Origin of the sequence: Streptomyces sp. NPDC088910, from assembly GCF_044749865.1 — a bacterium.
Lineage (GTDB): Bacteria > Actinomycetota > Actinomycetes > Streptomycetales > Streptomycetaceae > Actinacidiphila.
In genome coordinates, this window is sequence record NZ_JBIVIV010000002.1 from 59983 (window position 1) to 73126 (window position 13144).

Sequence of the window (13144 nt, forward strand, 5' to 3'; positions counted from 1 at the left end):
AGGCGCGATACGGACGGGCGGCGGGATACCGACGGCCAACGGGTCCTGTCCCGGCGTCCCCTGGCGCCGCCGTCACGCGATGGCCCAAGGTGGCCCGCATGGACTGGTTGCCACTGCTCTCCACCCTGGCCGGCGCCGCGATCGGCATCGTCGCCACCCTCATAGCCGACCGGAACCGCTGGAAGCGCGAGGACGACAAAGAAGCCCTCCGGCTGCGGCTGGACATCTACACGCAGTACACCAGCACGGTGAAAGTGCTCGGCGAGACCCTGCGGGCCCTGGCCGGACGGGACCACCCCTCCGACGACGCACGGGCGTTCGCGCTGCGCGAAGCCTTCCGGGAGTCAGGCATCGCCACCGCCTCGGAACGCATGTGGCTCATCGCACCCGAACCCGTCGTCAAAGCCTCCAACAACGTCTTCCACTGCCTGCGCCGCATCTGCGACGGCTACGCCGCCGGCACCGCCCTCGGCAGCACCGAAGACCGCGCCCGCTGGGAAGCACGCGGCAAAGCCGCCGCCGACATGCGCAAACTCATGCGCGAGGACCTCCGCGTCGGCCCCCTCACCGAACGCCACACCAACACCCTCGACACCGACACCCCCACCGCGTAGGACCCGCACGTGCGGCGGTTGGACGTCAGCACCCCCCTGCGCCGCTGACGTCCAACCGCAGTCACACGCACACCGGTTCAGACCGAGACGGCCGTGATCGGTCGGTGCTGTCAGGCCGGGTCAGTTGGCCTTCCCGTGCTCGGTGGCGCACCACTTGCGCGCGCCGTTCGCGCCGTCCTTCAGGCAGACGGTGATACTGATGGCGGTTCCGCTGGGGATGTTCGCCGAGTCGTTCTGCGCGCAATTTCCATTGGCGCCGTCCGCGTCCTCGACCGTCACGACATTGCTCTTTCCCGAACCGATCCAGATCATCTCCGCGAAGGCGCGATAGCCGTCCGCCTGGATGTCACAGGCAAGGAGGGTGTCGCCCACGCCGGTGTAATACGCCTCCCCGCCCGGATTGCCGTCCGTGGTGTAAATGGCGCCGGTACCGGCGCTCGCGGGTCCCGCCGCCACGACAGCCGCGGCGGTGGCGACGACGGCGACACCAGCCGCCTGCGCCAACCGGCCCGCCCGGATCCGCCGCCTTCCGACACGTGCCTCCGAACGCCCACGCAATTTCATCGTGTCCCCTCCCCGAGGCGCACCATGCGCCCCGCGTGACCCAATCGTTTCAAGGGCCATTCGGGAATTCCAGGACGGGGCGATGACACTCAGGGCCTGATCCATAAACTGACGGTTATGACCGAAGCCGAGGACGGTACCGGCAGGGCGAGCAGGCCGGGTCGGCCCGAACCCACTGTCCACCAGTTACGGCTCCTGCTCGTCATCGCGCAGGAGTTGCATTTCGGGCGAGCGGCGGCGCGGCTGTTCATGTCGCAGCCGGCCCTCAGCAGACAGGTGCGGGCTCTGGAGGAGCGGCTCGGTTTCCCGCTGTTCGAGCGCGGCAGCCGGAAGGTGGAGGCGACCGAGGGCTGTCTGGCGCTGCTTCCCCAAGCGGAGTCCGTGGTACGGGAGATGGACCGTCTGCGGGAGGCCGCGCGGGAACACGCCAGGGGGCCGTCGGGACAACTGGTGGTGGGGGCGATCGGCGCCGAGACGTCAATGCCGCATGCCCGGGCCGTCCTTGACGAACTCCGCCGCCGATACCCGCGGATCACCGTGGAGATCCGCAACCTCAACTTCGTCGACCACATGACCCGGTTGATCGACGGCGAGGTCGACGTGGTCTTCTCGCGCCCGCCGGTCCCGCCGGGGGTTCAGTCGCTCCACATGGCCAGCGAGGCGCGGGTCGTCTGCCTGCCCGCCGACGACCCGCTCGCGGCCCGCGCCTCGGTAGCGCTCGCCGATCTCGCGGGTCGGCCGGTGGTGGACGTACCTCCCGAAGTACCGCGCCCATGGTGGGACTTCTGGGTGACCGATCCGCGCCCGGACGGTTCGCCCGTCCGGTACGGCCCGGTCGCGGCCGACCTGGAAGCGCTGCTCCACACCGTTTCGGCCGGTACCGCCGTGGCGTTTCTCCCCGCGGCGGCCCGCGGCTTCTTCCCCCGTCCCGGGGTCGCGTACGTCGATCTGAGCGACGTGGCACCTTGCACCTCCGCCCTGGCCTGGTCGGCCGCCTCCCGAACTCGCCCTGCTGTGGCCGCGATCCGGCAGGCGGCGTCCGCCGTGCTCGCGCGGTAGGCGACCGGCCGTACCCGGCCGGCGAGGCCAGATCCGTGATCCAGGTCACACCGGGGCCGTGCAGCAGACGGGGCCGCTTCCACGTCAAGGAGGGGTGACAGGAAGGGAGGAGCGTGTGGATCTGGAACTGGCAACCGAGCGGATACCGCGTACGGAACTGAGCGGACCCGAGCCGGTGGAGAACGACTTCCACGCCTTCGTCGTCGCCCGGTCGGCCGTACTGTTCCACGGCGCGCTCGTCTTGACGGGAGACCGGCAGACGGCGGAGGACCTGGTCCAGGAGACTCTGGAACGGGCGTGCCGCAAGTGGCGCACCATCGCCGCCAAGGACTCCCCGGACGCGTACGTACGGCGGATCATGGTGAATCTGGCCAACGACAGATGGCGCAGATTCCGCCGTACGGTCCCGTTTCAGGACGGCGTCGACAGGGCCGCTCCGGGGGACCAGTACGGACAGGTGGACACCCGGGACCAGTTGGTCCGCGCTCTTCAGGGTCTGCCGATGCGCATGCGGACGGTCGTGGTGCTGCGGTATTTCCACGACCTGTCGGACGCCCAGATCGCAGCCGATCTGGGGATCTCGCTGAGCACCGTACGGTCCCAGCTCACTCGCGGAATCGACAAGCTCAGAGGCCGGTTCCCCGCGCCCTCCGCCCCTTCGCCGCCGCAGCCCACGGAAGGAACACGATGACGTCACACGGTTCGCGGCCTTCCGGCTGCACGGGTTACACACCCTTCGAGCAGGAACTGGTGAACTCCATGAACGACTTCGTCAACGGCGCAGAGGCGCCGCACTTCGACACCGCGGCCATCGCGCGCGGGGCCCGTCGCAAGCGGGCCACGGCCATCGCCGGTATCGCCACCGCCCTCGTCGTGGCCGGCACCGGCACCGCCCTGGCCATCGGCACCACCGGCGGCTCGCACGACTCGCGGCCCGCCGCCCACACGTCCGCCACGACCGACAAGAACCGCACCACCGTGCAGTACGGCGAGATCCCCATCCAACTGGCGGGCTTCACGCTCGACTTGGCCAGGCCCGTCCTGGTGGACAAGGCCCAGCTCAAGATCGGCCGGGTCATCAAGACGGCCTCCCCCGGCTGCAAGCCGGGCACCGTCATCGCCGTCTCCCCGCACGCCCCGACCGTCGTCCACAAGGGCGACACCGTCAATCTGACCCTCTGCGCGGGGTGACCTGACAGATCATCACAGGGGTGGTGGCCCCGCCGATACCGGGGCCACCACCCCTGCCCCATGCTACGGAGCGACCGGCTCGGGCCGGGGCGCCGGGAACTATGAGTTGCCCGTGGGACGTCGGAGTGAGCAGGGGCGTCTTTCGAGGGCTGAGGGCCGTTGGAAGGATGGGGGCGTTCGCCGAGGCTGATGGGGGTGCTGGCGGGGTGACGGGGCGTCCGACGGATTGGGATGTGCTGGATCTGGACCGGGATCCGGTGCCGGGTGATCCGTTCGAGGTGAAGGAACTCGCGCGGAAGCTGGGGGATTTCGCTGATGATGTCGCCTCGGCGCTGCGGTCGGTGCGGGGTCTGAGCGGTGACTCCGTGGTGCAGGAGTGGGCGGGGCTGTCGGGTGACGCGTACCGGCGGCAGTTCGGGGATCTTCCCGGTGAGCTGGACAAGCTCGAGCGGTCCTACCGCCTCGCGTCGGGTGCTCTGGACGACTACTGGCCGAAGCTGGAGACCGCGCAGGGTGACGCGGACCGGGCGCTGGCGCAGGGGCGCACGGCGCGGCAGGAGCTGGACACCGCCAAGTCGCAGCTCACGAACGCCGATGCGTGGGTGAAGCGGGCCCAGGACAAGTCGAAGTCCTACCAGGAGGACCCGAAGCCGGACGTGCCGCCGCCGTCGGCGGAGGAGGTGCGGGCGGCGGCCCGTAATGCCACGGACGCTCAGAGCGCCCACACCACCGCCTCCACCGCCGTCCACAGCGCGCAGGCCAAGCTCGACGCGGCGAAGCAACTCGCGGCCGACGCGGCCCAGCTCAGGGACGACGCGGCGTCCACCGCCCAGCACGCGCTGCATGAGGCGTCGGATGCGGGGATCAGGAACAAGCACTGGTGGGAGAAGGCGGTCGACTGGGTCGCGGACCACTGGGACGACATCATCGCGGTCTGCAAGGTCATCGTCGCGGTGCTGGGCATCGTCGTCCTGATCATCGGCGGCCCCCTGGCCTGGCTCGTCCTCGCAGCCGCCGTCCTGGTCCTGGCCGACACCGTCATGAAGTACCTCAAAGGCCAGGCCAGCCTCTGGGATGTCCTGTTCGCGGCCCTGGACTGCATCCCGATGTTCAAGGGCCTCACCACCGCCGGCGGCCTCCTCAAAATGGCCCGCGAACTCCCCGCCCTCCTCAAATCCGGCAAGGCCCTGGAGAACATCGCCAACAGTGTCCGCAAGGGCGCGGGAGCGATACGGGACGCCGGCCGCACCATCAAGGGCCTGTTCACCTCGGGCGACCCCATCGACATGGCCACCGGTGAGATGGTCATGTCCGCCACCGACGTGCATCTGCCCGGCATCCTCCCGCTGTTGCTGGAGCGCGCCCATCGCACCGGGTTCCGCGGCGGCCGGTGGTTCGGGCCGACCTGGGCGTCCACGCTGGACCAGCGGCTGGTCCTGGACGACCAGGGCGTGCGGTTCACCACCGCCGACGGCATGGTCCTGCACTACCCGGTACCTGAGCCCGGCCACCCACTGCTCCCCGTCGAGGGCCCGCGCTGGCCCCTGACCTGGGACGGCACCCCCGGCAGCACCATGACCGTCGCCCAGCCCGACACCGGTCGCACCCTGCGCTTCCGGGCGCAGCCGCGCGGGGGGCTGGCCCTGGCGGAGATCACCGACCGCAACGCCAACAGGATCGTGATCACGTACGACGACCTCGGCGCCCCCGTCGACGTCACCCACAGCGGCGGCTACCGCGTCGCCGTCAGCACCGCGGACGGCCGGATCACCGCCCTCCACCTGGCTTCCGCCGATGACCGGCCCGCCCTGTGCGCGTTCGGCTACACCGACGGCCACCTCACCGCCGTCACCGACTCCTCCGGCGTGCCCCTGACCTTCGGCTACGACGACCGGGGCCGCATCACCCGCTGGCAGGACCGCAACGACACCTGGTACACGTACGCCTACGACGACCAGGGCCGCTGCGTCCGCACCGGGGGAACCGACGGCGTCCTCGCCTACAGCTATGTCTACGACAGCGCGCCGGGGACGACGGTGGCCACCGATTCGGTCGGCGCCACGACGACCTACGAGTTCAACGTCGCTCGCCAACTGATCCGGCAGACCGATCACTTCGGGCACAGCACGACATCGGCGTGGGACCGCTACGACCGGCTGCTGAGCCGTACGGATCCGCTGGGACGCACGACGCGCTACACGTACGACGGCCTGGGCCACTGCACCGGCATCACCTATCCGGACGGCGCCGTCGCACGGATCGAGTACGACGACCTCGGATTTCCCGTACGGGCCGTCGATCCGGACGGGGCGCGGGTCGGCCAGCGGTTCGACGCGCACGGGAATCTGCTGGACACCACGGACGCGGCCGGTGCGACGACCGCGTACACGTACGACGACCGCGGCGCGCTCACGTCGGTCACCGACGCTCTCGGCGCGACCCGGCGCATACGGACCGACGCGACCGGGCTGCCCGTGGCGGTCGTGGACCCCGACGGCGGGGAATCCGCGTACGTCCGTGACGCCTTCGGCCGTGTCGCGGAGGTCACCGATCACACGGGACAGGCCGTCAGGACCGGCTGGTCGTCCGAGGGCCGGCCGCTGTGGCGGAGGCGGCCGGACGGTTCGGCGGAGGAGTGGGAGTACGACGCCGAGGGCGACCTTGTCGCCTACCGCGATCCGGCGGGCGGTGTGCACCGCTTCACGATGACGCACTTCGGTCTCCCGGCCGAGCGGACCGCACCCGACGGATCACGTCTGCGCTACACCTACGACACCGAGCTGCGACTGACCGAGGTGCGCAACGACGACGGTCTGACCTGGTCGTACACCTACGACGCCGTGGGCAACCTGGTCAGTGAGACCGACTTCAACGGGCGTACGCGCACGCACCGTTACGACGCCGCGCGGCAGCTCATCGGCAGTGTCGACGCCCACGGGGGGACGACCGGCTACGAGCGGGACTCGGGCGGACGAGTGACCAGGATGGTCACGCCCGACGGCGACGCGGTCTTCGCCTACTCGGCCACCGGTCGCATGCTGCGCGCCGAAAACGCCTCCGCCGTCGTGGAGTTCACCTACGACGAGGGCGGTCGGCTCGTCGCCGAGAGCTGCGACGGGCTGGTCATGACGAGCCGCTACGACGCGATGGGACGCCGGATCGGCCGCCGGACTCCCTCGGGCGTCGAGAGTGCGTGGACCTACGACGAGGGCAACCGACCGGTGGGCCTGCGGATGGGTGACCAGTCGCTCCAGTTCACCTACGACCGCGACGGCCGGGAGACCGAGCGGCGGTTGGGGCAGGCGGCCCGGCTGCGGCAGAGCTGGGACCCGGTCGGCCGCCTGACGGTCCAGTCCCTCGTGGACGAGGCGAGCGGGCGCCCGGTCCAGGAGCGCAGGTACCGCTACCGGCCCGACGGATATCCGACGGAGATCGCCGAACTCGTCGGCGGCACGCACCGGTTCACGCTCGATGCCGCCGGGCGGATCACTGACGTCGACACCGGTGATCCCCGCGGTGCCGGGCCGGACGACCGGCGTCCGCCGCTTCCTGAGGTGTCGGGATCGCGGGTGCTGCGTTCCGGCCGCGTCCGCTACACGTACGACGAGCGGGGCCGCGTCGCCGTCAAGACCCGGATGCTGCTGTCCGGCGGTCGGCTGCGCTGGACCTTCGGGTGGGACGCGGAGGACCGGCTCCGGTCGGTCACCAACCCGGACGGCAGTGTCGCCGCGTACGCCTACGACGCGCTGGGACGCCGTACGTCCAAGAAGCTGGTGACGGCGGACGGCAGTGCGGCCGGGGAAGTCCGGTTCGCCTGGGACGGAGAGGTCCTCGCGGAGCAGGTGCGCGTCCCGGCCGCGGCGGCGGACACCGTGGTCACCGGGTCCCACGAAGCGGTCACCACCTGGGAGTGCCTGCTGGGAGAGGGCCCGCGCGCGGTCGCGCAGGTGCAGAGCAGGCGTACGGCCGAGGCGGTGGCGGACCTGCCGCAGGAAGAGATCGACCGCCGGTTCCTCGCCGTCATCACGGACCTGGCCGGTGCTCCCACCGAACTCGTCGGTCCTGAAGGCGCCGTCGCCTGGCGGCGACGCGGTCATCCGTGGCTGCCGGAGACCACGCGGACGGCGGAAGAGGAAACCGCGGCTGCCGCGTCGGAGACGGCCGCCGGGGACCCGGTCGACTGCCCGCTGCGCAGTCCGGGCCGCTACCACGACCCCGAGACCGGCCTCGACTACAACTACCACCGCTACTTCGACCCCGAGACCGGACGCTACCTGAGCCCCGATCCGCTCGGTCTGGCTCCGGGGGCCGACGACTACGCCGATGTCATCAACCCCACGGTGCTGGCCGATCCGCTCGGCCTCTCACCCTGTTCCTCGTTGATCAACGTGTTCCGGGGCCCGTCGCAGGGCCTTCCCGGCGGCCAGCTCGGTGCGCCCATCAGCATCCGGCAGTTGCGCATGGCGCTGGGCAAGGCGGACATGTCCGTGAGCCACTACGACATCGTGCACGTTCCCGAGATCCACACGCCGACCGGACTCGGTTTCGGCAACAGCCCGCACCTGGTGTCCGGCACGCCTCAACTCGGGCCCCGGGGGCTGCCGTTGATCCAGATCTCCGACCTGGGTCTGCGCAGCATGGACGAGGGCGTCGCCACCGTCTTCCACGAGATCTACCACCATCAGCAGTTCCGGCTGTCGCTCAATTCGAAGCCGCTGTGGGGCGAGACCGTCGCGCCCAGTCATATCTGGGGCGGCACGGAGGACGCGGCGGAGGAATACGGCCAACGTATGCTGTCGCTGTTCAAGTCCAGGACAGGTTGACGAGGGGCGAGCGGTGCGGGAATTCGATGCGGAGCAGGTCCAGCAGCTACTGGCCGGCCCGAGATTCGTCGATGAACCCGGTGAGCGCGCCTGCCCGGCATGCGGAGCCGTCGCGGTGCGGACGTACGTCTACCGGCGGGTGGGACCCCACCGCACCGTACGCATCACCTACATGTGGTGCGCGTCCTGTCGGCGCCACAAAGGATGGACGGGCCCCGACGCCGGGCCGAGCTTCGATGACCCGCTCCTCCAACTCCCCGAAGCGGCGCGCGACATCCTCCTGAAGGACTTGGAATCGCTCTTCGCCAAGCTCGACGCGCTCTGGGATGCCGGAGACCTGCCCCAGCACTTCGGCGACTGACCGCTCGCGGAACACGGGGCCGGGCGTTGGAGAGGCCGATCCACGGGGGCGACCGGCGTCGGCCGGTGCCGGGCGGCGGCCCGGTCCCGCCGCGTTGGTCCGCGCTGACCGAACGTGTCGCGCGGTCGGCCGGGTGGTATCCGGGACGCGCGGTGCCGGTCGGGAGGATTGGCGGAGGTGCTGCGCCCGCCTGTCCCGTCCGGCGGACCGCGTGATCGCCGGGAAACGGCTCGGCAAACCTCCCGAATCGGTCGGGCGGGCACAGACCGGGGGCTTGCGGCAGTACGCACCGGCTTGTGCGGCGTACGGGACCTCGTGTGCATCAAGCGGGGCGGCGCGCGCCGATGTGCGCAGGGGCGGGGGGCGGGGAGGGTGACCGCAGACGCGCAACGCGTCGGCACGGCGGGCCTGTGGACGAGCGATCGGACGGCGCACCGGCGTGCCCGTACGAAGGAGATTGTCGATGAGAGGCTTCGGCCTGGCAGATACCGGTATCGACGGAAGACGGCGCGGCGAAGGGAGCGGCGGGGCCAGTGGCCGGGCGGACCGGCGGTGGCGCAGGCGGGTGGCCACGGCGCTGTTAGGGGTGACCGTGCTGGCCACGGGATCACTGGTCGGGGGCGGCCCGGCGCAGGCGAACACGCCCGGTCAGCCCGGTACGCCGAGCGCGCCGACGAGCGTGTTCACGGAGGACTTCGAGAACGGTCAGGGCCCGGCGGTGACGACGCTGCCGGACTACACGGGCGCGGCGCCGCTGGCGCAGACGTACACCGCCGATCCGGCGTGGCTGACCTCCTGCAACGGTCTGCTCGTCTCGCAGCAGGGCCCCGCGAGTCCCCCGCCGGGCGTCAACTGCGGCGGCTTCTGGAACGCGAACAAGCAGATGGCCGTCGCGTTGGGCACGTGGGCGGGCGGCAACGCGTCCACCAACCACTCGCTCACCGCCTACACCTCGGGCGATCCGGGCGCCGGGCGCACCGAGTTGGAGACCGTACGGCCGATCCCGCTGAGCGCGAACCACCGGTTCCTGACCTTCTCGGTGGACGCGGCGGCCCAGAACTGCTTCGCCAGCCACCCCCTGCTCGCCTTCTACCTGCTCGACGGCGGCACCGCGCGCGCCGCGTTCACCTCCCCCATCGACCCGTGCCAGAACCCCGGTTCGGTGATCGGCGGCACCTCGGTGGGTACGTACGCCAGCAACGGCTCGGTGCTGTTCAGCGGCGACTCGGCCGGTATCCGGCTGGTCAACGAGCAGGCCAGCGGCAACGGCAACGACGGCGCGATCGACAACGTCCGTCTGCTGGACGCCACTCCGCAGCTCGACCAGGGCTTCGCACCGGCGCACCTGCCCGTGGGCGCGCCCACCACCCTGACCTTCACCGTCACCAACACCAGTGAGCTGGCCGCCAAGAACGGCTGGTCCTTCGGCGCCCAACTCCCGGACGGGCTGCGGCTGGACGGCAGCAGCGCGACCACCGACTGCGGTACGGGAACGGCCACCGCGAACGCGGCGGACGGCACGGTGACCGTGAGCGGTGACCTCGCCGCCGGTCAGCAGTCCTGCACCGCCACCGTCAAGCTCACCTCCAACGACGGTGGCACGTACCAGATCTGCGGCTCGTCGATCACCGACCCGGTCGGCGTCGACCTGCCGGGCTGCGCCTCGGTGACCTTCACCGCGCCCGTCTTCGACGCCCGCGCGCACGGCGTACGGCTCACCTCGCCGCTGCTCAACATCGGGCCGCTGGCACCGTCCGCCCACTCCTGCACGCCGCTGCCCGGCAGCGACAGCCACTCCGTGGTGAGCGCCGGGCTCGGCACCGTCGGCAACCTCGGTGTCCTGACCACCGACGCCTCGGGGACCGTCGACAGCGACGGGACCCGTACGGCCGCGGCCCACGCCCAGACCACCGGCGTCAATCTCCTCGGCGGCCTGATCACCGCCGACCTCGTCGGCACCTCGGCCCGGGCGCGGCAGTCCCTCACCGACACCGGGCCAGGACCGGTCTCCTCGACCGGCTCCACCGTCCTGACCAACCTCCGCGTCGCCGGTGTCACCGTCGCCGCCAACGCCGCGCCCAACACCACCATCGCCCTGCCGCTCGTCGGCTCCCTCGTCATCAATCAGCAGACGACCGTCGCCGGAGGCAAGGGCATCACCGTCACCGCCCTCTCCCTGACCCTCCTCACCGGCGTCCACGTCACGATCGCCCAGAGCACCGCCGCCCTCCTCACCTCCACCGACCCCTGCCCCGCCACCTGACCCGACCCGACCCGACCCACCCGCCCTGCCCGGGGCCGCGCGGACACCCCCGGGCAGGGCGGCTCCACGCCGAGAGAAGGCCCCCGGACCGGACCCGGTCAGCCGGCAGCGGCCCGACGCCGGGCGATGAGTTCGGGGGGTGGTGGGGGTCTACCTCTTGGACGGGGAAAAGACACCGATCGGGAGTACGTCATGGGTCTCATTCACATCGAGCTGTTCACGACGCTGGACCTGGTGGGGCAGGCGCCCGGGGGGCCGGAGGAGGATCCGGAGGGGTTCTCGTACGGGGGGTGGCAGGTGCCGATGCTGGACGAGGTGGCCGGGGCGCAGGTGGACGCGGCGTACGAGGGGACGGACGCGCTGCTGCTCGGGCGGCGGACGTACGACATCTTCGCCGGGTACTGGCCGCATCAGAAGGACGGGGACAACGGGGGGTTCGCCACGCTCTTCAACAGCGTGCCGAAGTACGTGGCCTCGCGGGGTACGCCCGATCTGTCGTGGGCGGGGTCGACGCACCTGGGGCCGGACCTGGTGGCGGCGGTGCGCGAGGTGCGGGAGCGGCACGAGCACATCAAGGTGGTCGGGAGCCTGAACCTGGTGCAGACGCTGCTGCGCGAGAAGCTGTTCGACCGGCTGGACCTCTGGGTGCACCCGATCATGCTGGGCGTCGGGAAGAAGGTGTTCGACGGCGGCGCGGTCCCCACGAACGTCACCCTGCTCGCACCGCCCGTGGCCAGCCCGAAGGGCACCGTGCACCTGCGGTACGCGCGCGCCGACGGCGTCCCCGGCACCGGCGACATGAGCGCGGTCGACCGCGACGCCGGGCAGGGCGCCTGAAGCACCGTTCGGCGGCTTTGCCAGCTCTTTACAATCCGTTCCGCCCGCGTCTCGTCTTTTCAGTCGATCCGCACCTCAGCCCGCGCGTGACCGCGCGGGCGGGCCGACGAAAGAGAGCGATTCATGCGCCGAACTGTTCTGAGCGCCGTGGCACTCGCGTGCACTGCCGTGCTGGCGAGCGGTGTGCCCGCGTTCGCCGACGGGGCGTCCCCGACCCCCACCCCGACCAGCGTGAAGACGCAGTCGGCCGCGCCGTCGACCGGGCCTTCGGACGCCACCTCGTCCGCGCGGCCCTCCGCGTCCCCCGCGCCGACCAAGGCGACGTCGGGCCAGGTCCCCGCGGTGCCGAAGGGAGCGCCGAACACCGGTGAGGCGCCGGTGGCCTCGCACGGCGGAAACGACGGCGGCCTGATCGGCGGAAGCGCGGCCGCGGTGCTCGCGCTCGGCGGCGGGGCGGTCCTCCTCGTACGCCGCCGGCGGGCGACCGGGGCGTGACCTCCGGCCGCGCGGGCGACCGGAGCGCGGGCGACCGCGGCGCGGGATTCCGAGACGTGAGCGACCGCGGCGCGGGCGACCGGACCGCGGGCGACCGGACCGCGGGCTTCCGACTCACCGGCCCCCGGCGCGCCTTCGTCACCGCGGTGACGGCCGCCCTCCTGCTCACCGGCTGCGGCGGCCATCACGCCGCGGGCCACGCAGCGGGCGACGCCTCGGGTGACACCTCCAGCCGTACCGCCGTGACCGAACGTCCCACCGGCGCACCGCCCTCTTCGCGGCCCGCCGCGAAGTCGGTACGCGCGCTGGCGCGTTCGGTCCCGGTGCGGCTGGAGGTCCCGGCCATCGGGGTCAACACCCCGGTCATGGAACTGGGGTTGGCCCCGGACGGCACCGTCGAGGTCCCGCCGATCACGGCGCACGACCGCGCGGGCTGGTACCGGGGCTCGCCGACACCGGGTCAGACCGGCCCCTCGGTGATCCTCGCCCACGTCACGGTCGGCGCCTACGGGGACGGGGTCTTCCGTCACCTCTCGCGGCTGCGCGCGGGCGACCGGATCGTGGCACGCCTGAAGAACGGCGAGGCGGCGCGGTTCGCCGTCACCGACGTCCGTACGGTCGCCAAGTCGGACTTCCCGACGGACGCGGTCTACGGCGACGTGAACCGTCCCGAGCTGCGGCTCATCACGTGCGGCGGCCCGCGCGAAGGCACCGGCTACCGCGACAACGTCATCGTCTTCGCCTCGCTGATCCCGTAGCGGGCGCGTCACGACGAACCACAGCCAAGGCGGTCTCCTGACGCCTTCCCCGAGTCCCGGGCCGCCGCCGATCCCCGTACGTCGGCGGCCCGGGACCCTCCCCGAGCGACCGCACAGGACCGTGAGGAACCGTAAGAAAACATAAGGAACCGTAAGAAACCAAAAAGACCGCGAGAGTC

11 protein-coding genes are annotated in these 13144 nt (G+C 71.3%); 10 read left to right on the plus strand and 1 reads right to left on the minus strand.

Annotated features, from left to right (window positions below):
• Window positions 1–98 precede the first annotated feature (98 nt).
• Complete coding sequence (locus tag ACIP4Z_RS04875; protein WP_401305139.1) at window positions 99–614, plus strand: hypothetical protein; 516 nt, start codon at window positions 99–101, stop codon at window positions 612–614.
• Window positions 615–734: 120 nt separating this feature from the next.
• Here the strand turns inward: ACIP4Z_RS04875 and ACIP4Z_RS04880 are convergent, their stop codons facing one another.
• Window positions 735–1118 (minus strand): hypothetical protein, encoded by a 384-nt coding sequence (locus tag ACIP4Z_RS04880; RefSeq protein ID WP_401305141.1) that lies wholly within the window; start codon window positions 1116–1118, stop codon window positions 735–737.
• A 177-nt stretch (window positions 1119–1295) separates the two neighbouring features.
• On the opposite strand from ACIP4Z_RS04880, the gene ACIP4Z_RS04885 reads away from it, so the two are divergent.
• The 9 genes from ACIP4Z_RS04885 to ACIP4Z_RS04925 all read left to right on the plus strand — a co-directional run bounded on the left by ACIP4Z_RS04885 (window position 1296) and on the right by ACIP4Z_RS04925 (window position 12965).
• Window positions 1296–2237 carry a LysR family transcriptional regulator gene (locus ACIP4Z_RS04885; RefSeq protein WP_401305142.1) on the plus strand — a complete coding sequence of 314 codons (942 nt, stop codon included), beginning with the start codon at window positions 1296–1298 and terminating at the stop codon, window positions 2235–2237.
• Window positions 2238–2358: 121 nt separating this feature from the next.
• Window positions 2359–2928 carry a SigE family RNA polymerase sigma factor gene (locus tag ACIP4Z_RS04890; RefSeq protein ID WP_401305979.1) on the plus strand — a complete coding sequence of 190 codons (570 nt, stop codon included), beginning with the start codon at window positions 2359–2361 and terminating at the stop codon, window positions 2926–2928.
• The gene (locus tag ACIP4Z_RS04895) at window positions 2925–3428 is read left to right on the plus strand and encodes a PASTA domain-containing protein (protein WP_355335804.1); all 504 of its coding nucleotides are present in this window, start codon (window positions 2925–2927) and stop codon (window positions 3426–3428) included. The genes ACIP4Z_RS04890 and ACIP4Z_RS04895 overlap by 4 nt, the downstream gene beginning before the upstream one ends.
• Before the next feature lie 233 nt (window positions 3429–3661).
• Window positions 3662–8251, plus strand: coding sequence for a DUF6531 domain-containing protein (locus tag ACIP4Z_RS04900; RefSeq protein ID WP_401305144.1), 4590 nt, complete (start codon window positions 3662–3664; stop codon window positions 8249–8251).
• A gap of 13 nt (window positions 8252–8264) precedes the next feature.
• A complete protein-coding gene (locus ACIP4Z_RS04905) occupies window positions 8265–8612 on the plus strand; it encodes a hypothetical protein (protein WP_355336448.1) in 348 nt (115 codons plus the stop codon).
• 463 nt (window positions 8613–9075) lie between these two features.
• The gene (locus ACIP4Z_RS04910; protein ID WP_401305146.1) at window positions 9076–10875 is read left to right on the plus strand and encodes a choice-of-anchor P family protein; all 1800 of its coding nucleotides are present in this window, start codon (window positions 9076–9078) and stop codon (window positions 10873–10875) included.
• Window positions 10876–11067: 192 nt separating this feature from the next.
• Entirely contained in the window at window positions 11068–11712 is a 645-nt protein-coding gene (locus ACIP4Z_RS04915; protein ID WP_355336450.1) for a dihydrofolate reductase family protein, read from the plus strand.
• A 123-nt stretch (window positions 11713–11835) separates the two neighbouring features.
• On the plus strand, window positions 11836–12207 hold the full coding sequence (locus ACIP4Z_RS04920) for a sortase-dependent protein (protein WP_401305149.1): 372 nt from the start codon (window positions 11836–11838) through the stop codon (window positions 12205–12207).
• Window positions 12208–12353: 146 nt separating this feature from the next.
• Window positions 12354–12965 (plus strand): class F sortase, encoded by a 612-nt coding sequence (locus tag ACIP4Z_RS04925; RefSeq protein WP_391159578.1) that lies wholly within the window; start codon window positions 12354–12356, stop codon window positions 12963–12965.
• Window positions 12966–13144 lie beyond the last annotated feature (179 nt).